At 52.2% G+C, this 25,821-nt stretch carries 26 protein-coding genes and 2 pseudogenes; 23 read left to right on the forward strand and 5 right to left on the reverse strand.

Going from position 1 to position 25,821, the window contains the following annotated elements:
• Position 1 precedes the first annotated feature (1 nt).
• The 6 genes and pseudogenes from ACLBVC_RS17655 to ACLBVC_RS17680 all read left to right on the forward strand — a co-directional run bounded on the left by ACLBVC_RS17655 (position 2) and on the right by ACLBVC_RS17680 (position 8,386).
• Positions 2-595: a Maf family protein gene (locus tag ACLBVC_RS17655; protein ID WP_410150709.1), complete on the forward strand. Its 594-nt coding sequence runs from the start codon at positions 2-4 to the stop codon at positions 593-595.
• On the forward strand, positions 585-2,054 hold the full coding sequence (gene rng / locus ACLBVC_RS17660; protein ID WP_013577287.1) for a ribonuclease G: 1,470 nt from the start codon (positions 585-587) through the stop codon (positions 2,052-2,054). Before ACLBVC_RS17655 ends, rng begins: the two co-directional genes overlap by 11 nt.
• A 98-nt stretch (positions 2,055-2,152) precedes the next feature.
• Positions 2,153-5,980, forward strand: a complete 3,828-nt coding sequence (yhdP, locus tag ACLBVC_RS17665) for an AsmA2 domain-containing protein YhdP (RefSeq protein WP_410150710.1) — start codon at positions 2,153-2,155, stop codon at positions 5,978-5,980.
• A gap of 139 nt (positions 5,981-6,119) precedes the next feature.
• Entirely contained in the window at positions 6,120-7,565 is a 1,446-nt protein-coding gene (gene tldD / locus ACLBVC_RS17670; RefSeq protein ID WP_410150711.1) for a metalloprotease TldD, read from the forward strand.
• A gap of 302 nt (positions 7,566-7,867) precedes the next feature.
• Positions 7,868-7,942 (forward strand): annotated as a pseudogene (locus tag ACLBVC_RS17675) (hypothetical protein); the annotation flags it as partial.
• A 261-nt stretch (positions 7,943-8,203) separates the two neighbouring features.
• On the forward strand, positions 8,204-8,386 hold the full coding sequence (locus tag ACLBVC_RS17680; protein WP_410150712.1) for a hypothetical protein: 183 nt from the start codon (positions 8,204-8,206) through the stop codon (positions 8,384-8,386).
• 37 nt (positions 8,387-8,423) lie between these two features.
• On the opposite strand, the gene ACLBVC_RS17685 is transcribed toward ACLBVC_RS17680, so the two are convergent.
• Positions 8,424-8,564: a hypothetical protein gene (locus ACLBVC_RS17685; protein ID WP_410150713.1), complete on the reverse strand. Its 141-nt coding sequence runs from the start codon at positions 8,562-8,564 to the stop codon at positions 8,424-8,426.
• Between the two features lie 329 nt (positions 8,565-8,893).
• Here ACLBVC_RS17685 and ACLBVC_RS17690 point away from each other — a divergent pair.
• Together ACLBVC_RS17690 and ACLBVC_RS17695 are read left to right on the forward strand one after the other, a co-directional pair.
• Positions 8,894-9,072: pseudogene (locus ACLBVC_RS17690) on the forward strand (RHS repeat-associated core domain-containing protein); the annotation flags it as partial.
• A 125-nt stretch (positions 9,073-9,197) separates the two neighbouring features.
• On the forward strand, positions 9,198-9,398 hold the full coding sequence (locus ACLBVC_RS17695) for a hypothetical protein (RefSeq protein WP_410150714.1): 201 nt from the start codon (positions 9,198-9,200) through the stop codon (positions 9,396-9,398).
• Positions 9,399-10,089: 691 nt separating this feature from the next.
• Here the strand turns inward: ACLBVC_RS17695 and aaeR are convergent.
• Positions 10,090-11,028: an HTH-type transcriptional activator AaeR gene (aaeR, locus tag ACLBVC_RS17700; RefSeq protein ID WP_410150715.1), complete on the reverse strand. Its 939-nt coding sequence runs from the start codon at positions 11,026-11,028 to the stop codon at positions 10,090-10,092.
• A gap of 287 nt (positions 11,029-11,315) precedes the next feature.
• Here aaeR and aaeX point away from each other — a divergent pair, with 287 nt between their 5' ends.
• From aaeX to aaeB, 3 genes are read left to right on the forward strand one after another with little or no spacing between them, the layout of a single operon-like run.
• On the forward strand, positions 11,316-11,519 hold the full coding sequence (aaeX, locus tag ACLBVC_RS17705) for a p-hydroxybenzoic acid efflux pump operon protein AaeX (RefSeq protein ID WP_104924238.1): 204 nt from the start codon (positions 11,316-11,318) through the stop codon (positions 11,517-11,519).
• 7 nt (positions 11,520-11,526) lie between these two features.
• Positions 11,527-12,462, forward strand: coding sequence for a p-hydroxybenzoic acid efflux pump subunit AaeA (aaeA, locus tag ACLBVC_RS17710; protein WP_410150716.1), 936 nt, complete (start codon positions 11,527-11,529; stop codon positions 12,460-12,462).
• A gap of 10 nt (positions 12,463-12,472) precedes the next feature.
• Positions 12,473-14,428, forward strand: coding sequence for a p-hydroxybenzoic acid efflux pump subunit AaeB (gene aaeB / locus ACLBVC_RS17715; RefSeq protein ID WP_410150717.1), 1,956 nt, complete (start codon positions 12,473-12,475; stop codon positions 14,426-14,428).
• A 71-nt stretch (positions 14,429-14,499) separates the two neighbouring features.
• On the opposite strand, the gene ACLBVC_RS17720 is transcribed toward aaeB, so the two are convergent.
• A complete protein-coding gene (locus tag ACLBVC_RS17720; RefSeq protein WP_410150718.1) occupies positions 14,500-15,081 on the reverse strand; it encodes a maltose acetyltransferase domain-containing protein in 582 nt (193 codons plus the stop codon).
• Between the two features lie 248 nt (positions 15,082-15,329).
• Between ACLBVC_RS17720 and ACLBVC_RS17725 the strand changes: the two genes are divergently transcribed.
• Both ACLBVC_RS17725 and ACLBVC_RS17730 read left to right on the forward strand, forming a co-directional pair.
• Positions 15,330-15,791, forward strand: coding sequence for a ribonuclease domain-containing protein (locus ACLBVC_RS17725; protein WP_410150719.1), 462 nt, complete (start codon positions 15,330-15,332; stop codon positions 15,789-15,791).
• 5 nt (positions 15,792-15,796) lie between these two features.
• Positions 15,797-16,090 carry a barstar family protein gene (locus ACLBVC_RS17730; RefSeq protein WP_410150790.1) on the forward strand — a complete coding sequence of 98 codons (294 nt, stop codon included), beginning with the start codon at positions 15,797-15,799 and terminating at the stop codon, positions 16,088-16,090.
• 48 nt (positions 16,091-16,138) lie between these two features.
• Here ACLBVC_RS17730 and yjgA read toward each other — a convergent pair whose 3' ends face one another.
• Entirely contained in the window at positions 16,139-16,690 is a 552-nt protein-coding gene (gene yjgA, locus ACLBVC_RS17735) for a ribosome biogenesis factor YjgA (protein WP_410150720.1), read from the reverse strand.
• Between the two features lie 215 nt (positions 16,691-16,905).
• Between yjgA and pmbA the strand changes: the two genes are divergently transcribed.
• Entirely contained in the window at positions 16,906-18,246 is a 1,341-nt protein-coding gene (gene pmbA, locus ACLBVC_RS17740; protein ID WP_101074948.1) for a metalloprotease PmbA, read from the forward strand.
• A gap of 161 nt (positions 18,247-18,407) precedes the next feature.
• Entirely contained in the window at positions 18,408-18,794 is a 387-nt protein-coding gene (cybC, locus tag ACLBVC_RS17745; protein WP_152327349.1) for a cytochrome b562, read from the forward strand.
• 623 nt (positions 18,795-19,417) lie between these two features.
• Here the strand turns inward: cybC and rnk are convergent.
• Positions 19,418-19,828, reverse strand: coding sequence for a nucleoside diphosphate kinase regulator (rnk, locus tag ACLBVC_RS17750; RefSeq protein WP_410150721.1), 411 nt, complete (start codon positions 19,826-19,828; stop codon positions 19,418-19,420).
• A 399-nt stretch (positions 19,829-20,227) separates the two neighbouring features.
• Between rnk and ACLBVC_RS17755 the strand changes: the two genes are divergently transcribed.
• The 8 genes from ACLBVC_RS17755 (at position 20,228) to dagF (ending at position 25,815) form a co-directional block, all read left to right on the forward strand.
• A complete protein-coding gene (locus tag ACLBVC_RS17755; RefSeq protein WP_410150722.1) occupies positions 20,228-20,578 on the forward strand; it encodes a glycine dehydrogenase in 351 nt (116 codons plus the stop codon).
• Between the two features lie 45 nt (positions 20,579-20,623).
• A complete protein-coding gene (locus tag ACLBVC_RS17760; protein WP_195815534.1) occupies positions 20,624-20,989 on the forward strand; it encodes an SFCGS family glycine-rich protein in 366 nt (121 codons plus the stop codon).
• Positions 20,989-21,288 (forward strand): DUF4312 family protein, encoded by a 300-nt coding sequence (locus ACLBVC_RS17765; RefSeq protein ID WP_101074953.1) that lies wholly within the window; start codon positions 20,989-20,991, stop codon positions 21,286-21,288. The genes ACLBVC_RS17760 and ACLBVC_RS17765 overlap by 1 nt, the downstream gene beginning before the upstream one ends.
• A gap of 32 nt (positions 21,289-21,320) precedes the next feature.
• Positions 21,321-22,097 (forward strand): DUF4311 domain-containing protein, encoded by a 777-nt coding sequence (locus ACLBVC_RS17770; RefSeq protein ID WP_101074954.1) that lies wholly within the window; start codon positions 21,321-21,323, stop codon positions 22,095-22,097.
• A 12-nt stretch (positions 22,098-22,109) separates the two neighbouring features.
• A complete protein-coding gene (locus ACLBVC_RS17775) occupies positions 22,110-22,757 on the forward strand; it encodes a DUF4310 family protein (protein WP_101074955.1) in 648 nt (215 codons plus the stop codon).
• 70 nt (positions 22,758-22,827) lie between these two features.
• Entirely contained in the window at positions 22,828-23,961 is a 1,134-nt protein-coding gene (locus tag ACLBVC_RS17780) for an amidohydrolase/deacetylase family metallohydrolase (protein ID WP_410150723.1), read from the forward strand.
• Positions 23,951-25,078: a DgaE family pyridoxal phosphate-dependent ammonia lyase gene (locus ACLBVC_RS17785; protein WP_410150724.1), complete on the forward strand. Its 1,128-nt coding sequence runs from the start codon at positions 23,951-23,953 to the stop codon at positions 25,076-25,078. The genes ACLBVC_RS17780 and ACLBVC_RS17785 overlap by 11 nt, the downstream gene beginning before the upstream one ends.
• A complete protein-coding gene (gene dagF / locus ACLBVC_RS17790; RefSeq protein ID WP_410150725.1) occupies positions 25,075-25,815 on the forward strand; it encodes a 2-dehydro-3-deoxy-phosphogluconate aldolase in 741 nt (246 codons plus the stop codon). Before ACLBVC_RS17785 ends, dagF begins: the two co-directional genes overlap by 4 nt.
• Positions 25,816-25,821: the final 6 nt, after the last annotated feature.

The raw sequence follows: 25,821 nt of genomic DNA on the forward strand, positions 1-25,821 counted from the left end.
TATGACCGCACTTTATCTCGCTTCCGGATCACCGCGCCGCCGTGAATTACTGGCCATGCTCGACCTTTCTTTTGAGCGCCTGGTGACTGAAGTGGCAGAAGAGCGTCAGCCCGACGAAGCCGCGCAGGATTACGTAATTCGGCTTGCCGAAGATAAAGCGAGAGCAGGCGTTGCGGTCGCAGCAGAAGATTTGCCGGTGCTGGGTGCCGATACGATTGTGGTTCTTGACGGTAAAGTGTTGGAAAAGCCACGTGACGAAACGCAAGCCGCTGTTATGCTTAAGGCATTGTCCGGAAAACAGCATCAGGTGATGACCGCCATCGCCTTTGCGGATCGTCGGGATTGCCTCAGTACGCTGGTTGTGACCGATGTCACCTTCCGTTCACTATCCTCCGACGACATTGCACATTATATTCTGAGCGGTGAGCCCATGGATAAAGCGGGCGCTTATGGTATTCAGGGAAAGGGCGGTTGTTTCGTCCGTGAAATTCGCGGCAGTTACTATGCAGTTGTGGGTCTTCCTCTGGTGGAAACTCAGGAACTGCTAAATGAATTTTCTGCCTTACGCGAGCTTAGGAGAAAGCATGACAGCTGAATTACTGGTCAATGTCACCCCGTCTGAAACCCGCGTGGCCTACATTGACGGTGGCATTTTGCAGGAAATCCATATCGAGCGTGAGACCAAGCGCGGGATTGCCGGCAACATTTATAAAGGACGTATCAGCCGTGTATTGCCTGGGATGCAGGCGGCATTTGTGGATATCGGCCTTGAAAAAGCAGCATTTTTGCACGCATCAGACATCATGCCTCACACCGAATGTGTGGCGCGCGATGAGCAGAAAAATTTCCATGTGCGCGACATCGCAGAGCTGGTGCATCAGGGCCAGGACCTGATGGTTCAGGTGGTGAAAGATCCGCTGGGGACTAAAGGCGCGCGCCTGACGACCGACATCACGTTGCCCTCCCGTTATCTGGTGTTTATGCCAGGAGCGTCGCACGTTGGTGTCTCCCAGCGCATCGAAAGCGAAGCTGAACGTGACCGCCTCAAACGTATCGTTTCAGAATACTGTGACGAACACGGCGGCTATATTATTCGTACCGCGGCTGAAGGTGTGGGCGAAGAAGAGCTTAAGCAGGATGCTGCGTATTTAAAACGCTTGTGGACCAAAGTCATGGAGCGCAAGCGTCGTAACAAAACCAAGTGCAAGCTGTATGGCGAACTGGCGTTGGCGCACCGCGTGCTGCGCGATTTTGCCGGCGAAGCGCTGGACAGGATCCGCGTTGACTCCCGTCTGACCTATGAATTGCTGGTGGAATTCACCAGCGAATACATGCCGGAGATGACCAGTAAGCTGGAGCATTACAGCGGCAAACAGCCAATTTTCGACCTGTTCGATGTGGAAAACGAAATCCAGCGCGCGCTCGAGCGCAAGGTTGAGCTGAAATCTGGCGGCTATCTGATCATCGATCAAACCGAAGCCATGACCACTGTAGACATCAATACCGGTGCGTTTGTCGGCCATCGTAATCTGGAAGACACCATCTTCAACACCAACACCGAAGCGACGCAGGCCATTGCGCGGCAGCTCCGGTTGCGTAATCTCGGTGGCATTATCATCATCGACTTCATTGATATGTCGAATGAAGATCACCGGCGTCGCGTGTTGCACAGCCTCGAGCAGGCATTATCCAAAGACCGCGTCAAAACCGGCATCCACGGTTTCTCCGCGCTCGGTCTGGTGGAAATGACCCGCAAACGTACCCGCGAAAGCGTCGAGCACGTACTGTGCAGCGATTGCCCGACTTGTCACGCGCGTGGCACGGTGAAAACGGTCGAAACGGTATGCTATGAAATTCTGCGTGAAATCGTACGCGTGCATCACGCCTACGATTCAGACCGTTTCCTGGTTTACGCTTCTGCGGCCGTGGGGGAAGCGCTGAAAGGTGAAGAATCTCATGCGCTGGCCGAAGTGGAAATCTTCGTCGGGAAACAGGTCAAAGTGCAGATTGAACCGCTCTACAGTCAGGAGCAGTTTGACGTGGTGATGATGTGATTTGATGGCCGCACGCCAGCAACATCAAGAAGTTAAAGGTTTCCATTGCCGTCTGTACGGGTGAAAACCCGTATGGAATGGGAAACAAGGAGAGAAGTTTGAGGCGACTGCCCGGTATTTTATTAACGACCAGCGCTGCCCTTGTCGTGATAGTGGCTTTGGTGATCAGTGGCTTGCGTCTGGCATTGCCTCAGCTCACCCGCTTTCAGACACAACTGGTCAGCAAAGTAGAATCCGTTACGGGCGTGCCGATCGAGTTGTCGCAAATCAGCGCCAGCTGGCAGACTTTTGGCCCTGTCATGGAAATCCGCGGTCTGCATGTGATCCTGCCGGATTCTGACTGGCAGGTTCAGCGCATCACGATGGCGCTCGACGTCTGGCAATCCCTTCTCCATTTCCGCTGGCAGTTCCGCGATCTCACTTTCTATAATATGCAGCTGGATCTGAACAGCACGCTGGGCGGCGATACCAATAAAGGTAACGGCATTCAGCCAAACCGCATCAGCGACATCTTCCTCAGGCAGGTAGACCATTTTGATCTGCGCAACAGCCGTATTTCTTTTCTGACGCCTTCCGGCCCGCGTGCTGAATTTGATATTCCGCAACTGACCTGGCTGAATACGCACAACCGCCACCGTGCCGAAGGACAGCTGAGTTTATCCAGCTTCAACGGTCAGCACGGCATTGTGCAGGTGCGTATGGATCTCAACGATACCAATGGTCTGCTCAATAACGGCAAAATCTATTTGCAGGCCGACGACATTGACATGAAGCCGTGGTTCAGCCGCTGGCTGCGCAGTAATACTGGTTTAGAAAATGCTAATTTCAGCCTCGCGGCGTGGCTGACTGTGCGTAACGGCGATATTTACGCGGGCGATGCGCTGTTGAAAAACGGCTCGGCGACCTGGAAAACGGGCGCGGATGAACACCGTCTGGACGTTGATAACCTGGCTCTGCACGGCAGCCGTCAGGGCAATGGCTGGCAGGTTGGAACGCAGCAGCTGAACCTGAAAACCGACGGCGTAGAGTGGCCGAAAGGGCGTCTCGAAGCGTTGTATCTGCCTGAAAATAATGATTTCCTTGGTCCCACGCAGGGCGAGGAATTACGTATCCGCGGTACAAACCTGCAACTTGAACTTTTAGGACCGATTATTCCGACGTTTTCCTTCCTGACGCCGTCGCTGCTGGAGCGCTGGCAGGATCTGAAACCGGCCGGAAATGTCGACCGCCTCGCGCTGGATATCCCGCTTAAGCAGCCGGATCAGACCCGTTTTGATGCAAGCTGGAAGGATGTCAGCTGGCAGCGCTGGGAGCTTCTGCCCGGTATTAATCACTTTAAAGGCAGCCTGAAAGGTAGCGTGTCGGGCGGGCAACTGACCGTTAATTTGCAGGACAGCCTGTTGCCATATGGTGAAATGTTCCGCGCCCCGCTGGACGTGAGCGCGGCAACCGGTACGTTCAGCTGGACCAGCGGCAAAGACGGCTGGGCGCTGTCGGGCAAAGACGTGGATGTCAAAGCCAACGCGCTGTGGGCGAAAGGTGACTTCAGCTATCAGCAGCCTGCCGAAGGCGATCCTTGGCTGAACATTCTGGCCGGTATCCGCCTGTATGATGCGGGTCAGGCCTGGCGATACTTCCCTGAGCCGCTGATGGGCAAACATCTGGTGGATTACCTGAGCGGTGCGATTCAGGCCGGGCAGGTGGATAACGCGACGCTGACCTTTAACGGCAATCCGCATGATTTCCCGTTTAAAAAGAACGAAGGGCAGTTCCAGGTTTGGGTTCCGCTGCGCCATTCGACCTTCCAGTTCCAGCCGGAATGGCCTGCGCTGACCGATCTGGATATCGATCTCGACTTTCTGAATGACGGCCTGTTTATGAAAGCCGCGCACACCAAACTGGGCAATGTCGACGGCAACAACGTTGTGGCGAATATTCCGGATTACCTGAAAGAAAAACTGTTCATCGATTCTGACCTGCGCGGGCAGGGTAAAGATATCGGCGATTACTTCATGGATACGCCGCTTCACGACACGCTTGGTTCTGCATTGCAGGAACTCCAGATTGGCGGCGAAGTGAATGGTCGCTTACATCTGGACATTCCGCTGGACGGGGAACTGGTGCGTGCATCCGGTGGCGTAACGCTTAATGATAACAGCCTGTTTATCAAACCGCTGGACAGTAAAATCAGCCATCTTAGTGGCCAGTTCAGCTACGACAACGGCAATCTGCAAAGCAATCAGTTAACCGGTAACTGGTTCGGGCAACCGATCAACGTGATGTTCAGCACACAGGAACTGCCGGACGATTTCAAAGTGCAGGTCGGTCTGGATGCTAACTGGCAGCTGTCAAAAATACCGGGCATGCCGGCGGCGGCGGCCAGCAAAATTTCCGGCGGCACGCCGTGGAAAGGGAACGTCAATATTACCCTTCCGCACAAAGGTACGCCGACATACACCGTAGACGTGAATGCTGACCTGAAAGATGTAAGCAGTCACTTACCTGATCCGCTGAGCAAAAAGCCCGGTCATTCGATGCCGCTGGTGGTGAACGTCAAAGGTGATTTGCACAGCTTTAATCTGGAAGGTGTGCTGGCGGGTAAAAACCATTTCAACAGCCGCTGGTTGCTGGGCAAACAACTGAAACTGGATCGCGCATCGTGGCAGGAAAACACCAAAAAAACGCCACCGTTGCCGGATGACAGCAGCCTGACGCTGCATCTGCCACCGCTGGATGGTGAAAACTGGCTTGGCCTGCTGTCGCCGGAAAAAGCGACGCAAAGTGCCAGTACCAAACTGTCCGGTTTCAGCTTCCCGCACCAGATTATCCTCACCACACCGGCGCTGACGTTGGGCGGACAGGTCTGGAATGACCTGACGATTCAGTCGGTTCAGAGCCATCAGGGCATGGAAGTGACCGCCAAAGGTAAAGAAATCGACGGCACGTTGAACATGAATGACAACGGTCCGTGGCTGGTGAATCTGCATTATCTGTATTTCAACCCGCAATGGACCGTGGACGACGTGGCCAGCAGCGGCCAGCCGGGCGGAAACCCGTTTGCGACGGATAAAATTTCCTTTGCCAACTGGCCTGCCTTACAGCTCAGATGTGAAGCGTGCTGGTTCCTCGGGCAGAACTTCCGTAAGGTGAATGCTGACCTGACGCCGCAGGGTCATTTGCTGATGCTGCGTAACGGCCTGATCGACACCGGCGTGGCAAAACTGGACGTGCAGGGTGACTGGAAGCAGGACGAACAGGGCGAAAATACCGGCCTTAAAGGGAAGCTGTCGGGCAAAAATATCGAGCAGGCGATGTCCTTCTTTGGCGTGACCACGCCACTTAAAGACGCGCCGTTTAATATGAACTTCGATCTCCACTGGAAATCGGTGCCGTGGAAGCCGGATATCAGCACGCTGAACGGCACGCTGAAAAACGAGCTGGGCAAAGGTGAAATTGCTGATATCGGCGGCGGTCGTGCAGGGCAGTTGCTTCGTCTGGTGAGTTTCGACGCGTTGCTGCGCAAGCTGCGTCTGGATTTCAGCGATACCTTTGGTCAGGGCTTCTACTTCGATTCCATCAAATCTACCGCGTGGATTAAAGACGGCACGCTGCACACCGACGACCTGTTGGTTGACGGGCTGGCGGCGGACATCGCGATTACCGGTAAAGTGAATTTCGTAAACCAGCAGCTGGATTTAGAAGCGGTGATCGCGCCGGAAATTTCCGCGACCGTCGGCGTGGCGACGGCGTTCGTGATTAACCCGGTGGTCGGCGTGGCGGTCTTCGCGGCCAGTAAAGTGCTGGCACCCCTGTGGAATAAAATCTCGCTGATCCGCTACCAGATTAGCGGGACGATTGCTGAACCCCATATCAATGAAATTTTGCGTAAACCCGCTGTACCGCCAAAAGAGGCCACCGCTCAGTAACGTTTCCGTGACAGCGCAGGAAAGCGCGTTCGGGCTGTGTTAGGCTGTTAATAACCTTGTAACAATGGATTGTCCGGCAGACTGGCTGATTATCTCAGTGTCAGCGCTGCCGGATTTTCGTCTAAAAGAGAGTGAATCTATGAGTCTGGCCTTAGTCAGTGAGCAGTTACTAACTGCCAATAATCTGAGTCATCAGGATCTGTTTTCCGTTTTGGGCCAGTTGTCAGAACGTCGCCTCGATTATGCCGATCTCTTTTTCCAGTCCAGCTTCCACGAAGCCTGGGTGATCGAAGACAGCATCATCAAAGATGGTTCTTACAATATCGATCAGGGCGTCGGCGTTCGTGCGGTCAGCGGTGAAAAAACCGGTTTTGCCTATGCCGACCAAATCACGCTGAATGCGCTGAATCAGAGTGCGACAGCAGCGCGAAGCATCGTCCGCGAACAGGGAAATGGCAAAGCGCATACGCTGGGCGCAGTGGCATACAAATCCCTTTATAGCGCGCTCGATCCACTGCAAAGCCTGTCGCGGGAAGCGAAAATTGAGCTTCTGCACCGCGTAGACAAAATTGCCCGTGCTGCCGATAAACGCGTTCAGGAAGTCAGCGCCAGCATTACCGGCGTGTATGAAACCGTACTGGTTGCGGCCACCGATGGCACGCTGGCGGCCGATATCCGTCCGCTGGTGCGCTTGTCTGTCAGCGTGCTGGTCGAGCAGGACGGACGTCGCGAGCGCGGCTCAAGCGGCGGCGGCGGTCGTGTCGGTTATGATTATTTCCTCGAAACCGTGAACGGCGAAGTGCGCGCAGAAGCGTTCGCCCGTGACGCTGTGCGTATGGCGTTGCTGAACCTGACTGCCGTTGCGGCCCCTGCGGGCGGCATGCCGGTCGTACTCGGCGCGGGTTGGCCGGGCGTGCTGTTGCACGAAGCGGTCGGGCATGGCCTCGAAGGTGACTTCAATCGTCGCGGAACGTCAGTCTTCAGCGGCCAGATGGGTAAACTCGTCGCGTCTGAGCTGTGTACAGTTGTTGATGACGGCACAATGCCGGGTCTGCGCGGATCTCTGGCCATCGACGATGAAGGTGTGCCAGGGCAATACAATGTGCTTATCGAAAACGGCGTACTGAAAGGTTACATGCAGGACAAACTGAACGCGCGTCTGATGGGGGTTGCCCCAACCGGTAATGGCCGTCGCGAATCCTATGCGCACCTGCCAATGCCTCGCATGACCAATACCTACATGCTGGCCGGAAAATCGACCCCGGAAGATATTATCAGCAGCGTGGAATATGGCTTGTACGCACCGAATTTCGGCGGCGGTCAGGTCGACATTACCTCCGGCAAATTCGTGTTCTCCACCTCTGAAGCCTATCTGATCGAAAAAGGCCGCATCACCAAACCGGTGAAAGGGGCAACGCTGATTGGTTCCGGCATCGAAGCGATGCAGCAGATTTCCATGGTCGGCAACGATCTGGCCATCGATAAAGGCGTGGGCGTGTGCGGTAAAGAAGGCCAAAGCCTTCCGGTCGGCGTCGGTCAGCCAACCCTGAAGCTGGACAATCTGACGGTGGGCGGTACGGCGTAATATTCTCCCATTACTCATTTTCTTCCTATTACTCAACCCCGGCCTAATCGCCGGGGATTTTTTTATCTGTTCCCCTTCACTTTTTCTGCTTTCCTCACACCTGTAACCGCCTCACAGCGCACATCCTTTTAAAACCTTAACTTCCACCATCTGATTGATTTAGTTTTATTTATGTCATGAATATAACGATAAGTACGCCATTTTAAAATCAATCCGTCCACGGACGCTTTACCCAAAAGGACTTACTGATGAGCGGATTTCCCGCTGCCCGCCAGGGTGATTAGACCGCCACCGGTGGCCCGATTGTTCAGTGCTCGCTGGGCGTGATGATTGGTGCGCCCACCGTCGTGGCGTGCTCGGTCTGTCCCGGCGGCGTGCTGGGCGTAAAACTCGGCGACGAGGTGCTGCTGGACTTCACCCGCGACAAGTTGCACCGCGAAACCATCCGTCGGTCCAGCGACGGCTGGCAGAGCGAAAATACCTATTCGCTCACCGGACAACTAGCCGGGCAGATGACACAGATGACCACCGGCCTCGGCGACCACCATTATACCTGCATCCCGACCTGAACACGCCGCTCGCCGACACGCTGCCGGTTTGGTACCACAACCGTATCCAGCGCGATGAGCGGTATATTTATGAAAACTGCCAAAGAGGCTTTAGATAAAGGACTTGCCGAAAAAATATCGCCCACTGAAAGCTGTTTGACAGAGGCATTTAATATATTAAATAGACCTGAAAATGAGCATTACAATTTATTTTTTGCGGAAAACTGCAAGGAAGAAACTTCAAAGCTTGAAAGTTTGGAAAAATATATGTAAAAGCAAAAAATCTCCACCGTTGGTTAAGTGAGACTATCTATTTATTTTTGGATGGTAATGTGAAGAATGTTAATATTATTTTTAAAACATCATTGGTTATTGCAATTGTAGTTGGCTCATCATTTATTATTTTTCGTTCTTCAGGAGTGAGTTCTTTTAAATAATCCACTTGGAACATGGTCGCTCATTTTCACATCTTTATTTATAGGCGGGTGGGGTGTTTATGGAGTAATGGTGAGCCATTTCCATAACCTTTTCTGTTGTATTCTTTGGTCTGTTTTTTTAGTGTTTTGATGTTTTTATTAATTATTCTAAGCCTTGTTTACGTTTATGAATCATGAGTAAGAGTAAGACAAAAATAGATACAGCAATTAAAATTTGACAATGGGTTTTAAAAATAAAATGAAAGCGTCGTTTTTTATTTCCACAGTATTATTTGTAACAAACTCCGTTGCGAGTTAGATCATATTAACAAATGTACGTCATCAATGATTTTTTGAGTGAGGTAAACTGCGCCAGCCGATAAGAATACAGGGCCAGCAATATGACGAAGAGTCGGGTTGCATTACAAGCGCCACCGTTATTATGACCCGATGCAGGGACGGTTTATTACGCAGGATCCAATTGGGTTGAGAGAGGGGGGATGTTTCCTATTACGCAGCTTCAGCAACTGCAGATTTGAGTAATCCTCAAAATATTACTGTAGGTGCGGGCGCAGGGGTTGGAGCCGGAGGGTTCACGGGAGTAGTAACTTGCCAACAATATATAAAATGCATAATTAACTGATTTTTTATATTTAACAGGAGGGTTGATGCGTATTTTTAATATGTTAATTTTTATACTTTTACTGGCTGGATGTGATAGTAAATCACGCAGTGATGTAGCTAATAGTGTGGACGAGTTTAGAGAGTTATATAACAAAAAAGAATTTCCAGCCATTTACCTTGGTTCTTCTGAGAGTTTGAAGAATTTTATTTCTGAAGGCGTGTTCTCTGATTTTCTCAAAAATTAAATTTCTGACATTGGCAAGTATAAAGGAAGGGTGCTATTAAATAGCACTATCAATAGTGATAAGGATGTCTCTCTGACTTATCAAACAGAATATGAGAAAGATTACTACTTAGAACTATTTGTTTATCGTAAAGAGGATGGAGTGTATAAATTATATTATTACACTGTTGATACAAAGAATAAATTGATGTTAGATCCAGTTACGCATGCTTTGAAGATCCCTAATTAAATATATTATATCTTAATGCAGGTGGGGCAATATGGATTTTAATTATGACAGTTGTGAATTTAAAATACGTTCACATTTTTAATTTCAAGAATGGATATTCTCAGTCATGGCGTTGCTTTGTATTCTTGTACTTGTAAGGGGTGCTTGGTTTTTTTTTGTTATTGATATTACTCTTTGGTTGAAGGTAAAAGGTATTTATTTTCAACGCAATAAAGCTAAAGTCTGTCATTATCAAAGCGTATGTTAAATATACAGTATGCGCTTGATTTTAATTGACGAAATTTAGTTCCCTAACTGGGTGTGCTATTTGGGGTGAGACCATATTTAGTTTGTTGGCGTTCCATTGAGATTTTGATAAACAGGTGAAGTCCGGAATGGACTTAATATGTTTAGAAAGTTATGGCGATTTAGTGGTCCGAATATCCCATCTGTCATTCGGACCACTCAGAGGCAGGAACTTAGCTCAATTCCATTGCGTCACTTTCTTGCCCTGCCTGTATCCCTGATACACCTTACTGACCCGTTTGAAATAGTCGGTCAGGTAATCCAGACACACCTGTACTTTCAACGGGAGTTTGTCTTTTTCGGTATACAGCGCGTACACCGGGCGTGGATCGGACTGGTAGCTTCTGAAAAGAATCTCCACGTCACCGGCGTTAATTTCTTCAATCACCCACATCAGCGGGACGTATGCAATGCCGACACCGGCTTTCAGCCAGCGGATCATGGTCTGTGAATCGTTGGTGACAAAGCGCCCTTGCGGCGTGATGCGCGTGGAAATACCTTCCGGTGCGATCAGTTCAAATTCGCTGTCCGGGCGGACGCTGTATTCCAGCCACGAAAAATTCACCATATCGGCAGGTTTTTCCGGCGTGCCGTGCTGCGCCAGATAACTGCGCGCCGCGCACACCACCATTGGCATGGAACCTAACCGCGTGGAGAACAAGCTGGAATCCTGTAACGCGCCCACGCGGATCACCACGTCCAGACCGTCGGCAATCAGATCCGGCGCAGGAATGCCGGTCACCAGATTGACCGTCAGGCCGGGGTATTCAGTCAGCATTTCGGCGGTCATGGCAGCAAGAACATTTTGTGCCATTGTCGATGAGCTGCCGATGCGTAAAGTGCCGGTTGGCGTGTTGTTGAAGGCATATAATTGTTCATGCACTTCACGCACGTCATGCAGCATTTTACGGCATCCCTGATAGTAAATCTTCCCGGCTTCTGTCAGGCCGATACTGCGGGTACTACGGTTTAATAGTTTGATTTGTAAATCATTTTCTAGTTTTGAAATGGTCTGGCTGATGGCTGAAACGCTCATGTCGAGGCGTCGTGCGGCCGCGGTAAAAGAACCGCTTTCCACGACCTGAGCGAATATCGACATGCGTTTTAATCGGTCCATTGTTAACTCTGGCTTAAAAGTGATTTAGATCACAGAACGTTGATTACTTGATAATAAGCACGCTAATATACTCGTCCGGGCGATAAAACTCAGGTTTCTGATTTCCTGAATCAATGCTTACCTTCGCACACTTCCCTGGCAACCCCACAGTTTCATTGAGCACTTCCCAGTGAATTATTTATCTCCGGGGACGCGTGGCATTGCCTAAAATAATGAATAATGCGTGCGCGGGACGAGCAAGTCTGCCCCGCCGTCATTGCTGCTGGTAATAATGTAAGGAATTTTTGATGAGTTTGCTTCCGGTAATGGTGATTTTCGGATTGTCGTTTCCACCGGTATTTTTTGAAATACTGCTGGCGCTGGTGGTGTTTTTCCTGCTCCGGCGGGTATTACAACCGACGGGTATTTATGACTTTGTCTGGCATCCGGCTTTGTTTAACACAGCATTATATTGCTGTCTTTTTTACCTGATTTCCCGCTTGTTCGTCTGAGGCCGTTGTGAAAAACTTCTCTATAAAAATAATACGTTATGCAATTACGCTGATTCTTGTCGTTCTGGCTGTCATCGCAATCTTCAGAGCCTGGGCGTTCTATACGGAATCACCGTGGACCCGTGATGCCAAATTTACCGCTGACGTTGTGTCGATTGCGCCAGATGTGACCGGTTTAATCACCGACGTGCCAGTGATTGATAACCAGTTGGTGACCAAAGGTCAGGTGCTGTTCAAAATCGACCAGCCGCGTTATCAGCAGGCGCTTGATGAAGCCAGCGCTGACGTCGCTTATTATCAGGCGCTGGCCTCCGAGAAAAAACGCGAAGCCGGACGCCGTGTGAAACTGGGCGTACAGGCAATGTCGCAGGAAGAAATCGATCAGGCGAACAACGTACTGCAAACCGCGCAGCATCAGCTGGCGAAATCGCAGGCTGCGCGTGATCTGGCGGTACTGGATTTGGAGCGTACCGTGGTTGTCGCTCCGGCAGATGGCTGGGTGACTAACCTCACGGTGCATCCGGGCAACTATATCAATCGCGGTTCTACCGCCGTTGCGCTGGTGAAGAAAAACTCCTTCTACATTCTGGCATATCTTGAAGAAACCAAACTGTCCGGCCTGAAAAAAGGCGACCGCGCGGAAATTACCCCGCTGGGCAGTAACCGCATTATGCACGGCACGGTAGACAGCGTCGCAGCAGCGGTCACCAACAGCTCTTCTTCGGCGGCCACCAACGGTCTGGCGACCATCGATAGCAACCTGGAATGGGTGCGTCTGGCGCAGCGCGTGCCGGTTAAAATCGTGCTCGACGATAAAGACCAGCAGCATCCGTACCCGGCGGGGACGACGGCAACCGTCGTTATCACCGGCAGTCATGATCGTAAACAAGATGAAGGAACACCGTTCCTTCGCCTCCTGCATCGCCTGAGAGAGTTTGGCTAAGGCCGGAAAGATGAATAGCGTACTTATTCCGCGCGTACGGTTTGCGTTTAAGCTGACATTTGCCATTCTTGGCGCTCTCGTGCTTGGTTTCTATCTGCAACTCGAAACGCCACGGTGGTCGGCCATGACGGCGGCCATTGTGACTTCCGGGCCCGCGCTCGTGGCCGGTGGTGAGCCGTTTGCCGGTGCTATTCGTCACCGTGGTTTTCTGCGCGTGATCGGGACATTTATCGGTTGTATCGCAGCGCTGGTGATTGTGATTACCACGGCGCGCGCGCCGGTCGTCATGCTGTTACTGTGCTGCATCTGGGCCGGTATTTGTACCTGGTGGTCTTCACTGGTGCGCATTGAAAACTCCTACGCACTGGGGCTGGCCGGTTATACCGCGCTGATTATTGTTGTGACGTCCGCCAGTTCGCCGCTGCAAACGCCGCAATTTGCGGTTGAGCGTTGCAGTGAAATTGTTCTGGGGATTTGTTGTGCGATCGTCGCCGACCTGCTGTTTTCTCCACGATCCATCAAAAAAGATATCGACCGCGCCGTCAGTCAGCTGATGCTTGATCAGTTCGCGCTCATGCGAATTTGCGTGAGTAATGGCTCAAAAGAAGAGATGGATAAATCATGGAATAATCTGGTGAAAAGCACCACGGCGCTGAACGGAATGCGCGGCAGTCTGATGATGGAATCGTCCCGCTGGCAGCGTTGTAACCGGCGTCTGAAAGCTTTGCACAGCACGTCGCTGAGTATGATTACGCAGGCCTGTGAAACGTACCTGATTATACAAACATCGCCGGAGCGGTTAACTCCGGCGCTGAAAGCCCTGTTTGATGAGCCTGCCGAAAGTGTCGCCGATGTTCACCGCCGGCTGAAACAATTGCGCCAGGTGATTGGCGGTATGCACAGCGATAACGTGCTGATGACCATCAGCGCCTGGGTTGGGGCTGGCACCCGCGCGTTATTGCTGATGAAAGGCGTGCAGACCAACAGCAGCATCAGCACCGTTGAAAGCGGCGTGCTGGATGGCGAAGTGGTGGTGCGCCCGGTTTCTGCCGAACGCCATCACGCAATGGTCAACGGTTTGCGAACCTTTACGGCGACGGCAATTGGTTGCCTGATGTGGCTGTGGACCGGCTGGACGTCGGCCAGCGGCTGCGTGATTATTATCGCCGTGGTGACATCTCTGGCGATGCGTACTCCGAACCCGAAAGGCATGGCAATGGACTTTATCGTCGGTATGCTGCTGGCGATCCCGGTTGGCTCGATGATGTTTATGCTGATCATGCCCGCGACGCAGCAAAGCCTGTTCCTGCTGTGCCTGATGCTGGGAATTTTCACCTTCTTTATCGGTATTGAAGTCACGAAACGCCGTCTCGGGATGCTCGGTTTGCTGGCGGGCACCATTAATATTCTGGTGCTCAGTAACCCGATGAAATTCAACGTGACGTCGTTTCTCGACAATGCGCTGGGGCAGGCGATCGGTACGTTCATTGCGATGGCGGTGTTATTGATTATTCGCGATAAATCCCGCGATAAAACCGGCCGCACATTGCTTAACCGCTTCATGAGCAGCGCGGTTTCAGCACTAACGACTAAAGCCTATCGCCGTCGTGAAAACCATCTTCCGGCGCTTTATCACCAGCTTAATCAGCTGCTGATGATGTTCCCGAATGACATCGGAAAATACCGTCTGGCGTTACAGCTGATTATTGCGCATCAGCGCATGAAGCAGGTGGAAGTGCCAGTTAGCGATGAGCTTTCCGCATTCCACAAGAAAATCCGTAATACCGCCGATCATGTGGTGTCATCGGGCGAAGGCAAGCGCACGTATTATTACCAGCGCCTGCTGAAAGAGCTGGAGGAATATCAGGAAAAACTGGCCGACTATGAGGCGCCGCCAAAAGTCACCGAACCGGTGAGACGTTTGACCGAATTGCTCCACCGGTATCAGCATTCCTTCCTCGCCTGATTTTTTCAGTACGGCAAAAGGCCGGTGCATTTAACCCTGCACCGGCCTTTTTACTTTTTGCTTTCAGACTTTTATTTTAAGAACGCTTCGCGATCTTCCGCCGTTATCTCCCGCAAAACCCTGCACGGCACGCCTGCTGCCACAACGTCTGGCGGAATGGATTTCGTCACCACGCTGCCCGCGCCAATCACGCTGTTGCGACCGATGGTGACGCCCGGATTCACAATCACGCCCGTGCCCAGCCAGACGTTATCTTCGATAACCACCGGGAGGGAGAACTGCTGTCCGGTGATGCGGATTTCAGGATCGACCGGGTGTCCGGCAGTCGCCAGCGTGACGTTCGGCGCAATCATCACGTTATCGCCAATCGTCACCGTGGCGTCATCCACCACCGTGAGATTGAAGTTCGCGTAGAAGTTCTTACCGATATGAATATGCGTGCCGTAAGCGACACGCAGCGGCGGCTCGATCCAGCCGTTTTCGCCGATACTGCCCATCATGTCTTTCAGCAATCGCTGGCGTTTTTCTTCTTCCGACGGGCGGGTCAGGTTGTAATCATAAACGCGCTCTTTTCCGGCGCGACGCTCTTCGGGCAGACCTTCGCCCATGTCCGTATACAGCTCGCCGATATTCATTTTTTGCCGCGTCGACATACCTTCATCCTTTTTAAGTTGAGCCCAGTAGCGAACAGTTTACGGAGCGCTCATCAGGATGTGAACGTATGACATTCAATTTTGCGACCTGTGTCTCTCAGTGCTGTCTGAGAGACGCTTACGCTCAAGCCGCTATACTTGTTTCTGTTCACTCTTTTAGGAAACCAGTAAGTCAGCTTTTCAGAAAGCGCCTTTTAGTCAACAATAAACAGTAGAAACCCTATTCTGGCAAAGCACAAAGGACGCCAATGAAGATTTTTAACGGGCTGCGTTCGCGCTCTTTTTCACGAAACCTGATCATGGCCGCCGCCGTAATTCTTGGGCTGGCCGGTATTGCCGGGCACGTTGTCGCGAAATCGACATATAACCAAGGCAAAATCGTTTCGGGCACCGATGAGCAAACGGTGGTGAGCTATTTGCGCCAAAATCACAGACTACCGGACTACTACATCACCAAGAAAAAGGCACGGGAAGCGGGCTGGGATGCGCGTGCAGGAAATCTGTGCGACGTCTTGCCGGGAAAAGCTATCGGCGGGGATCGTTTCTCAAACCGGGAAGGGCGATTACCCGCGGCTAACAAACGCGTATGGCGTGAAGCAGATATCAACTATCGCTGCGGACGTCGCGGTGCAGATCGCGTGCTGTTTGCCAGCGACGGACTGATTTATGTCAGCCGTAACCATTATCAGAATTTTGTTCGGGTGGAGTAATGTCGATGAAAAAAGTGAGCTTCGATTTTAATCACATCCCGGATTTACCCGCATTCTACGGCGAGTTTGTCCGTCAGTTTGAACTGACCGACGAATTCGGCGCGAATCTGGACGCACTCTGGGACGAGGTGACAGGCGGAATAGCGCTGCCGGTCGAAATAGATTTCTTAAATCTGAATGCCAGCCGTAAGCGACGCTTTGGTGCGCTGATCCTGCTGTTTGAAGAGGCGGAAGAAGAACTGGAAGGCGAGCTACGCCTGAATCTGGTAGAGAAACCGGCTGTGAAAGCGAAGGGGTAAAAAGAAAAAACCCGCCATTTTTTAAGTAAAAGGCGGGTTTTCGTTCTTTTAGTCCTGACCCTCAGCCAGTTCGCGCAGATACTGAAAAATCTGTCGGTAAGATTTTGGCGGTTTGTTCGCCGCTTTCTCTTTTTGCGCGTTACGGATCAGCGCACGAAGTTGCTGACGGTCAGCTTCCGGGTAGAGATCTAAAACGGAAGGAATAACGTCGTCGCCTTCTGCTACCAGACGGTCACGCAGCATTTCCAGTTTATGGAACAGCGAAACCTGCTGGTTATGGCGGTTTTTCAGCTTATCCAGGGCGGTCTGAATCGGCTCAACGTCACGGGAACGCAGCATTTTACCGATCAGCTGCATCTGGCGACGGCGGCCTTCTTTCTTGATCTTCTGCGCAAGATTGATGGCGGCGCGCAGATCTTCATCCAGCGGTAATTTGTCGAGCGAGTTGTTACCCAGCTCAACCATTTCTGCACCGAGATCTTTCAGCGCCTCGGCGTCACGTTTGATTTCACTTTTACTGACCCAGATGATCTCATCATCTTCTTCGTTCTCGTTGTTATCGGGAACGTCGTCGTGCCAGTCGTCAATTTTCTTTGTCATGGGCGCTTCCTCTTAACGAGGTAATCCTGTCAGTTTGATTGTGCTTTATTGCTTCGGCCGCATTATGCCACAGTCCTCTATATTCTGTTGCAACTTCGGTTTAACACCGTCGGACTGAAAGCGAAATTATGGCGAGTCTCTGTTAGACTCAAAGGTATTCGTTTCATAAAGCAGTGTAGAACAATCCCTTTTATCTCATAAGCGATGGCATGCCGATGAACGTAGTCAATCAAGTTGCGCAGCAGCGTAAAACCCTGGAACAGGCCGTCTCACAGGCACTGGAGCTGGCGAAAGCAGGCTCAGACGCCGCGGAAGTTGCGGTCAGCAAAACCACCGGTATCGGCGTCAGCACGCGTTTTGGCGAAGTTGAGAACGTAGAATTCAACAGTGATGGTGCGCTAGGCATCACTGTGTATTACCAGAACCGCAAGGGCAGTGCGTCTTCCACCGATTTAAGCCCGGATGCGATCTCCCGCACCGTGCAGGCTGCGCTGGATATCGCCCGTTATACGTCACCGGATCCTTTCGCGGGCGTGGCGGATAAAGAAATGCTGGCCTTTGATGCGCCGGATTTGGATCTTTTCCATCCGGAAGAGCTGGATCCGGATCGCAGTATCGAACTGGCAGCGCGCGCTGAACAGGCCGCGCTGAAAGCAGATAAACGCATCACCAATACCGAAGGCGGCAGTTTCAACAGCCATTACGGCATCCGCGTTTTCGGCAACAGCCACGGCATGTTGCAGAGCTATTGTTCGACGCGCCACTCCATTTCTGCTTCGGTTATTGCTGAGCATGAAGGCGATATGGAACGCGATTACGCCTATTCCATCGCCCGAAAAATGAGCGACCTGAAAGACCCTGAATGGGTCGGTGAAGAGTGTGCACGCCGCACGTTGTCGCGTCTGGCTCCGCGTAAATTACCAACTATGCAGGCGCCGGTTTTGTTCGCGTCTGAAGTCGCGACGGGCCTGTTCGGGCATCTTGTCGGCGCGATCAGCGGTGGCAGTATTTACCGTAAATCGTCATTCCTGCTCGATAGCCTCGGTAAGCAAATTCTGCCGGAATGGCTGACCATTGAAGAACATCCGCATCTGTTGCAGGGGCTGGCCTCGACGCCGTTCGACAGCGAAGGTGTGCGCACCGAACGTCGTGACATTGTCAAAGACGGCGTACTGCAAAACTGGCTGATGACATGCTATTCCGCGCGCAAGCTCGGTCTGCAAACCACAGGCCATGCGGGCGGCATCCACAACTGGCGCATTGCCGGTCAGGGTGACGACTTCGCCGGTATGCTGCGTAAGCTCGACAAAGGTCTGGTTGTGACCGAACTGATGGGACAGGGTGTCAGCGGCGTGACCGGTGATTATTCCCGTGGTGCGGCAGGTTTCTGGGTCGAGAATGGCGAGATCCAGTATCCGGTGAGCGAAATTACCATCGCCGGTAATCTGAAAGACATGTGGCGCAATATGGTTGCCATCGGCAGCGATATTGAAACCCGCAGCAATATTCAGTGTGGCTCCGTGCTGTTGCCTGCGATGAAAATTGCCGGCGAATAATCCTGACTAAAAGCAGCGATCGCCCGATCGCTGCTTCCTCCTTTACTACCTTTCTTTACAAAAAATTCATCCCGTTTTCTTCTCTCTCAGCCTATTTTTATAAAGCCTTACAAGCAATGTCGTTTTAACTAACAAATAAATAACAATAGAGAGAAAAGAATATGCGCAAACAACTGATGGCGTTGGCGGTAATCGCCCTGTTAGGAAGCAGTACGGCGGTTTTGGCCGCAGATTTAGAAACGGACATGGACACGATTGCCGATAACTACAGCAAAGTGCTGAAGACCAATGATCAGGCAGAACTGACGACCAGCCTGGCGAACATGAAAGCGGCAGCGGAAGACGCGAAAAAAGCCACACCGCCGAAGCTGAAAGGTAAAGCGCCGGACAGCCCTGAGATTCAGGATTACCACAAAGGGCTGGATACGCTGATTGGGCAGATTGATTCGGCATCAGCGTTGGCGAAAGCCGGCAAAGTGGATGAAGCGAAGAAAGAAGCCGAAGGGTTTAAGGCTACGCGTAATGAGAACCACAAGAAGTTTAAATAGCAGAAGGCCGCTGCTAAAGCGGCTTTAAAAGCAGATTTGGGAAAATTTCGGTTTCTCAGTAACGGTTATCACATGGCCTTTCGCGCCGAAACCGAGCAGAGAGGAAAGTGCTTTTCCTCTCTGCTCTCTCCTCGCTTTTTTACTGCGCGCTAACGCTGGCTGGCTATGTTTCAGTGGCCACAGTGAGTGCCGCAAAATCCCGCCGCTGCGCGGTTCCCTCGCGTCGGATTTCAAAACCGCGCGTAAAGATACGCGTTTTTTCATCTCTCCTTCCGGCGTGATTTTTGAAAGCGGCCACTGGCTACTCTAAATTCAAATGCAGATTGGTTTTGTTTTTTAAATAGGTTGGATGGCGCGCTCAGAAATCTTGCTGACCGAGGGTTCGAGACCGCAAGGCTCGAAGCCCTCAAGGAAGGCACCGCGCAGCCTCACCAATGCGGCAGATCATGTCCGTCGATCCAGCGACAGCGCGCAGTGAATGAGCCGGAGATTTTTAAGAGGCGCGGCGATAGGCGCCTCTTAAAGCCAGTGTGGGTGGCAACCCACGACCTTGACCTTAAAGCCAGTTTAGGTAGCAACCCAAGGTTGACAGTAAAAGCCGCCATTGCAGCGGCCTCTGCAAATTAACGCCGTAATTCCCCTGCCGCCTCCGGCTGATACAGCAACTCCAGCACATTCACCACACTTTCACCGCCGCCGGGCATTTCCCACGTAATGCTGCTGCCGACGCGCAGACCTAAAAGGGCAGCGCCGAGCGGGGCCATCACGGAAAGCTGTTCGTTGCTGTCTTTCAGTGCTGCCGGATAGACCAGCGTACGAATGTGCTCTTCGCCTTCTTTACCTTCCGTAAAGCGAACCTTGCTGTTCATCGTTACCACGTCGGCTGGGATTTGCTCGGGTGGCAAAATCTCTGCGCGATCTAACTCTTCATTCAGTGCGTCGGCCACCGGGCTGCTGGCAAAAGCCGGTTGCGCCAGCAGTGTATCCAGGCGTTCTGCGTCAAGTTCGCTGATGATCAGTGTCGGTTTACTCATATCATTCTCCATGGTTCCTTTTGCATCACCCGCTTCATGCGAGTGGGGTGCCAGTAGGCAAAAAACAACACCCCCGCGGGTGAGCGCGGGGGTGTCAGTGTTCTGCATGTGTACTTTGATACTAGGCATTCTTTCAGATAAATGAAAGCGTTGTAAGGGAATTAATCCGCATTGCGAAAAATCCGATTACCAGTGAAATACGCTGCTACAGACGGTAATACTCAGTGATATGACGACTTAACTTTTCGTTTTGCGAATTAGATCTGCTCAGCTCATTGTATTTCCACTTCGAACTGGAAAAAGACCCACTACACAGGAAATCCTTACAGGGTTAGGGTAAAGACAGACGAAATAAACGGCTGAAAATAGAAAGTCAGGCAAGGAGAGAGGTAACCGCGAGTGAATAACGGAACCGCATCTGTGAAGGGTAACGGGCAGACAGAATTGGAAGATGCTCCTGCAATAACAGAGAAAGTATTAAAAGATATTCAGGCAATGCAAAGCGCGAAGAATATCTACACCACAGATGTTCAGTTGCAGATGTTAACGTCACACGTTAAAGCCATGGTATTGCGCTCAATTACCAGCGAACCATTGCCTGAAGTCGAAAAGGATTTATTTGACGAAATTTCTGATGAATCCATGCAAATGGCAGAAGAAGTGGTCAGTTGGTTCGGAAATTTACCGATTGAGGAAGCGTATTTACTCTCGGTGCATTTTGAAGTCGCAAGAGATAATGAACCGAAATAATCCTGATTTTGTTTTAACGAATTAATCAAACTGGAGAAGTAAATTATGGGACAAGTATTAGTTGTGATCGGCGACCGTTTAGGTAAAGGCCAGAAAGTGGCAGCAGGCGTGGAAGCGGCTGGCGGAAGAGCCATTGTTGTCCCAGGCATGGCAGCCGATATGAAACTCGGCGACGTGATGAAAGCAGAAGGCGCGACCTTTGGTATTTCCTTCTGCGGCAGCGGCGGCGCCGGTGCGATTACCGCACAAAACAAATACGGATATAAAGCCAAGTACGGAATGCGTTCAGTGGATGAAGGTGTGACGGCAATTAACGAAGGCTGTCTGGTATTAGGGTTTGGATTTATGGATAAAGAAGAACTGGGTCAGCGTCTGGTTGAAGCTTATAACAAGAAGTATGGTCAGGCGTAATGAAGCAACAATTAACCACGACAGTTCGGGTTGAAGGAAAGGGCGAAAATAAGGCTGCCGCCTTTTCTTCCGCACTGAGTCAGGTTCAGAGGACGGTTCTCAAATCTTCGGCCAATAATGTCTTACTGCGCATCGAACCGCAGGACGTCAAGGTTATTACGGCCGAGGAATCAGTAAAAAGAGAAAAGTTTCTGTTCTTTTTTCTGGCCAGGGAAAGAAAGAGTTATTACGTGGCGTTAGACATTACCGTCAACCTGACTGTTATTAATACGGAACAGGTAGTTTTTGTCACGAAATAAAAACGTTAGCTATAAATGACAAGGATATACTGATGTTTTTAATTATTCTATTTAAGTCGCTTATTATCGGCGGACTGGTTGGCGTGGGGGTAGGTGCAGGTGCTGCACGTATGTTCCACGCACCTACCGTGCAAGGGATGGGGGCTTTTCGTACTCTTGGGGAATTAAATTCCTGTGAAGGCGATCCGGCTTCGCATTTCTCATTTGGTCTGGGCTTCTTCTTTAACGCCTGGGCTTCTTCCGTTGCGGCGGGTTCTTTCACACAGGACGTCGACCACCGCATTATCCCTCACTGGGCGACCGCTGCCCTGATGTTCAAAAACCGCAATGTGGCTGAAACCATGCACGACCCGCGCAAGATGGCGATTGCGGGCGGCATCATCGGCATGATTGTGGTGGCATTCCTGAATACCACCGCGTCTGCGGTGCCTGCTGCATTGCAGGTGACGGCGATTAAAGTGCTGGTGCCTGCGGCTAACCTGCTGGTGAACACTGTCATGCCCGTGATTTTCTGGCTGGCGGCAATTGATGCAGGACGTCGTTCCGGTTTCTGGGCCACTATTTTCGGCGGCCTGGCGCAGATGATTATGGGTAACGCCGTGCCGGGTCTGGTGCTGGGTATTCTGATCGGGAAAGGCGTTGAAGAAAGCGGCTGGAACCGCGTCACCAAAGTGATGATGGCGGCGATTATTGCGCTATTCGCACTCAGCGGCTTCTTCCGCGGTTTCGACGTCAAACTGTTGCAGTCTTTCATGCTGGATGTTCCTGCGTGGCTGAACGGCATTCACAACTCACTCAGCGGCAAGTAAGGGAGCATGACAATGGAAGAACAAGCCAAACGTGGTTTCTGGTACGCCGAGTGGTCGTTCCCGATCTTCGTCGGTCTGCTGTCCTCAGGCGTTTTCGCCGGGACGCACATGTATTACCTGTACGGCATTGGTGCTTTTAACGAAGTGGCGTTTGTTTCGATGCTGCGTTCAGGCATGGATACCGGCGTGTATGGCGCAGTTGCAGCTTTCGGTGCCAGTTTCCTGTTTGCCCGCATTATTGAAGGTTCGCTGGTCGGTATTCTGGATATCGGCGGTGCGATCCAGACCGGTATTGGTCTGGGCGTTCCGGCATTGTTGCTCGGCGCGGGGATCATCTTCCCGGTGGCAAACTTCGCGGCTTCGCTGGTGACCGGCCTGATCCTCGGTTTAGCCGTGGGTTACATCATCATTCTGGCGCGTAAATTTACCATCAATCAGAGCAATTCTACCTACGGGGCGGACGTGATGATGGGCGCGGGTAATGCTTCGGGCCGTTTCCTCGGGCCGTTGATTATCCTCTCTGCGATGGCCGCGTCGATTCCAATCGGCCTGGGTTCACTGCTTGGCGCGCTGGGCTTCTACCTGTGGCAGAAACCGATCACCGGCGGTGCCATTCTCGGTGCGATGGTGCTGGGCGCTATCTTCCCGGTATCACTGTAAGTCATTCAATAAGAGAGCAGTAATCAGGCGTCAGGATTTCTCTGGCGCCTGAGATTATGGAGAACGTCGTATGTATGACTTAATCATCCGACAGGCAAAAAGCACAGACGGCAGCCTGACTGATATTGCAATTCAGGGCGGCAAATTCGCCGCCATCGGCACGCTGGCACCCGACGCCACCGCCCGCCAGACACTCGACCTTCAGGGCAAGGTATACGCCAGCGCCGGTTGGATCGACTCCCACGTTCACTGTTACCCAAAATCGCCGATTTATCATGACGACGCTGACCTGATCGGCGTGGCCTGCGGGGTCACCACCCTGGCCGATGCCGGAAGCACCGGCGCAAATGACGTCGACGATTTTTATAAGATTACCCGTGAGGCGAAAACCAATGTCTTTGCGTTTCTGAATATCGCCCGCACCGGCATTGTCACGCAGAACGAACTGGCCGATATGGCGCAGATCGATAAAGTTGGCGTGCGTGACGCCATTGCGCGCAACCCTGGTTTTATCATCGGGATTAAAGCGCGCATGAGCAGCAGCGTCGTCGGCCAGAACGGTATTAAGCCGCTGGTTCGCGCGAAAGAAATTCAGCAGGAAAATAATGATTTACCGCTGATGGTTCATATCGGGAACAACCCGCCGAACCTCGATGAAATCGCAGATTTGCTGACGTCCGGCGACATCATTACACACTGCTATAACGGCAAACCGAACCGGATCCTGTCACCGGAAGGCGTGCTGCGCGAATCGATTAAACGCGCGTTGAGCCGTGGTGTTTTGCTCGATATCGGGCACGGCACCGCGAGTTTTAGTTTTGAAGTGGCGAAACTCGCCATCAGACAGGGCATTTTGCCTCACACCATCAGCTCCGATATTTACTGCCGCAACCGCATGAACGGACCGGTTCACAGCCTGGCGACAGTGATGTCCAAATTCTTTAGCGTGGGCATGACGCTGACGCAGGTGATTGATTGCGTCACCTCTCACGCCGCCGATGCTTTGCGCCTGCCGAAAAAAGGCCGTCTTGAAGTGGGCGCTGACGCCGACCTGACGCTGTTTGAACAGCGTTTTGCGCCGCAGGTGTTTGTCGATTCCGAAGGTCAGTCCGTGAAGGGCGAAAGTTTGCTGGTACCTCTGGCCGCCGTGGTCGCGGGTGTCACTCTGTTAACCGAAGAAGGGAAATCTGCTCATGTCTTCTGAACAATCTTTGTATGAAAAATATCAGCTGAAACAGGTTATTAACGCGTCCGGTCGCATGACGGCGCTCGGGGTTTCCACGCCACGCGAAGAAGTGGCGGCGGTGGTGAATACCGGCCTGAATCATTATTTCGAGATGAAGGATCTGGTGAACAAAACCGGTGCCTACATCGCTCAATTACTCAATGTCGAAAATGCGGTAGTGGTGTCCTGTGCGTCTGCCGGGATTGCGCAGTCGGTCGCGGCGGTGATTGTCAAAGATGACGCCTGGCTGCTGGAAAACCTGCACGCCGTGCCGCTGGAAATCCCTCACGACATCGTGCTGCCAAAAGGCCACAACGTGAATTTCGGTGCACCGGTGGGCACGATGGTGACGATGGGTGGCGGCAAAGTGGTGGAAGCCGGTTATGCCAACGAATGCTCTGCGGCGCAGCTTGCGGCCTGCATTACGCCACGCACGGCGGCCATTCTCTATATCAAATCCCACCATTCTGTGCAGAAAAGCATTCTGTCCGTGGAAGAGGCGGCGCAGGTTGCCCGCGAACATAATCTGCCGCTGATTGTGGATGCGGCGGCTGAAGAAGACCTGACCTGTTATTACGAAATGGGCGCAGACCTGGTGATTTACAGCGGCGCGAAAGCCATCGAAGGCCCGACCAGCGGTCTGGTATTGGGCAAAAAACAGGTTGTCGAATGGGTGAAGCTGCAATCCGGCGGCATCGGCCGTGCGATGAAAGTCGGCAAAGAGGGCATTCTTGGGCTGACGCAGGCGATTGAAAGTTACATCACGCTGCCGAAAACCACCGGGCAGGAAATGGTCGACAAAATGACGCCATTTATCGCCAGCCTGAATGAAATCAAGGGTGTGACCGGTCGTGTGGTCTGGGACAGCGCCGGGCGCGATATCGCCCGTACGGAAATCACTTTCGATGAAGCGGCTCTTGGCTGGAAAACCAAAGCCATCGTGGACGCCATGAAAAACGGCGATATCGCCATTTACTTCCGTGGCTACCGCGCCAACGAAGGCAAGATTGAAGTCGACGTGCGCAGCGTGACGCCGCCGCAGCTCGCCATCGTCGCCGACCGTTTTAAACACCTTTTCAGTGGAGAGAAAGCATGAAGCTGACCCCAAATTTCTACCGTGAACGCGTCTGCCTGAACGTGCTGGCAGGGTCAAAAGACAACGCCCGGGAAATCTACGAAGCCGCAGAAGGGCATGTGCTGGTCGGTGTGCTTTCTAAAAACTACGCGGATGTCGCAAGCGCCGTCGCCGACATGAAGGAATATGCGGCGCTTATCGAAAACGCGCTGTCCGTAGGCCTGGGCGCGGGCGATCCGCGTCAGTCGCTGATGGTCAGCCAGATTTCACAACACGTTCAGCCGCAGCATGTGAATCAGGTCTTCACCGGCGTTGGCACCAGCCGTGCGCTGCTTGGTCAAAACGACAGCGTGGTCAACGGCCTGATTTCGCCTACCGGCAAAGTCGGTTTCGTCAAAATTAACACCGGGCCGCTGAGCTCAGCGGCCACTGACGCGATTGTGCCGGTGGAAACTGCGATTGCGCTGCTCAAAGACATGGGCGGCAGCTCGGTGAAATATTTCCCGATGGGCGGCCTGAAAACCCGTGAAGAATTCGCTGCCGTGGCGCGTGCCTGTGCAGAACAGGATTTCTGGCTGGAGCCGACCGGCGGTATAGATCTGGAAAACTTCGAGCCGATTATGGAAATCGCGCTGGCCGCTGGCGTGACCAAAATCATCCCGCATATCTACAGCTCTATTATCGACAGCGCGACCGGCAATACCCGCCCTGATGATGTGAAAACCCTGCTGGCCAGCGTCAAAAAGCTGATTGGCTGAATAAAC

Origin of the sequence: Rahnella selenatireducens (assembly GCF_046449555.1) — a bacterium.
In the GTDB taxonomy this organism is placed as follows: Bacteria; Pseudomonadota; Gammaproteobacteria; order Enterobacterales; family Enterobacteriaceae; genus Rahnella; species Rahnella selenatireducens.

What these genes read in the sequence shown, in the direction of transcription:
- ACLBVC_RS17655 (WP_410150709.1), top strand. Translation starts at nt 2, where the DNA reads ATGACCGCACTTTATCTCGCTTCCGGATCACCGCGCCGCCGTGAATTA.
- rng (WP_013577287.1), top strand. Translation starts at nt 585, where the DNA reads ATGACAGCTGAATTACTGGTCAATGTCACCCCGTCTGAAACCCGCGTG.
- tldD (WP_410150711.1), top strand. Translation starts at nt 6,120, where the DNA reads ATGAGTCTGGCCTTAGTCAGTGAGCAGTTACTAACTGCCAATAATCTG.
- ACLBVC_RS17680 (WP_410150712.1), top strand. Translation starts at nt 8,204, where the DNA reads ATGAAAACTGCCAAAGAGGCTTTAGATAAAGGACTTGCCGAAAAAATA.
- ACLBVC_RS17685 (WP_410150713.1), bottom strand. Translation starts at nt 8,564, where the DNA reads ATGTTCCAAGTGGATTATTTAAAAGAACTCACTCCTGAAGAACGAAAA.
- ACLBVC_RS17695 (WP_410150714.1), top strand. Translation starts at nt 9,198, where the DNA reads ATGCGTATTTTTAATATGTTAATTTTTATACTTTTACTGGCTGGATGT.
- aaeR (WP_410150715.1), bottom strand. Translation starts at nt 11,028, where the DNA reads ATGGACCGATTAAAACGCATGTCGATATTCGCTCAGGTCGTGGAAAGC.
- aaeX (WP_104924238.1), top strand. Translation starts at nt 11,316, where the DNA reads ATGAGTTTGCTTCCGGTAATGGTGATTTTCGGATTGTCGTTTCCACCG.
- aaeB (WP_410150717.1), top strand. Translation starts at nt 12,473, where the DNA reads ATGAATAGCGTACTTATTCCGCGCGTACGGTTTGCGTTTAAGCTGACA.
- ACLBVC_RS17720 (WP_410150718.1), bottom strand. Translation starts at nt 15,081, where the DNA reads ATGTCGACGCGGCAAAAAATGAATATCGGCGAGCTGTATACGGACATG.
- ACLBVC_RS17725 (WP_410150719.1), top strand. Translation starts at nt 15,330, where the DNA reads ATGAAGATTTTTAACGGGCTGCGTTCGCGCTCTTTTTCACGAAACCTG.
- ACLBVC_RS17730 (WP_410150790.1), top strand. Translation starts at nt 15,797, where the DNA reads ATGAAAAAAGTGAGCTTCGATTTTAATCACATCCCGGATTTACCCGCA.
- yjgA (WP_410150720.1), bottom strand. Translation starts at nt 16,690, where the DNA reads ATGACAAAGAAAATTGACGACTGGCACGACGACGTTCCCGATAACAAC.
- pmbA (WP_101074948.1), top strand. Translation starts at nt 16,906, where the DNA reads ATGAACGTAGTCAATCAAGTTGCGCAGCAGCGTAAAACCCTGGAACAG.
- cybC (WP_152327349.1), top strand. Translation starts at nt 18,408, where the DNA reads ATGCGCAAACAACTGATGGCGTTGGCGGTAATCGCCCTGTTAGGAAGC.
- rnk (WP_410150721.1), bottom strand. Translation starts at nt 19,828, where the DNA reads ATGAGTAAACCGACACTGATCATCAGCGAACTTGACGCAGAACGCCTG.
- ACLBVC_RS17760 (WP_195815534.1), top strand. Translation starts at nt 20,624, where the DNA reads ATGGGACAAGTATTAGTTGTGATCGGCGACCGTTTAGGTAAAGGCCAG.
- ACLBVC_RS17765 (WP_101074953.1), top strand. Translation starts at nt 20,989, where the DNA reads ATGAAGCAACAATTAACCACGACAGTTCGGGTTGAAGGAAAGGGCGAA.
- ACLBVC_RS17770 (WP_101074954.1), top strand. Translation starts at nt 21,321, where the DNA reads ATGTTTTTAATTATTCTATTTAAGTCGCTTATTATCGGCGGACTGGTT.
- ACLBVC_RS17775 (WP_101074955.1), top strand. Translation starts at nt 22,110, where the DNA reads ATGGAAGAACAAGCCAAACGTGGTTTCTGGTACGCCGAGTGGTCGTTC.
- ACLBVC_RS17780 (WP_410150723.1), top strand. Translation starts at nt 22,828, where the DNA reads ATGTATGACTTAATCATCCGACAGGCAAAAAGCACAGACGGCAGCCTG.
- ACLBVC_RS17785 (WP_410150724.1), top strand. Translation starts at nt 23,951, where the DNA reads ATGTCTTCTGAACAATCTTTGTATGAAAAATATCAGCTGAAACAGGTT.
- dagF (WP_410150725.1), top strand. Translation starts at nt 25,075, where the DNA reads ATGAAGCTGACCCCAAATTTCTACCGTGAACGCGTCTGCCTGAACGTG.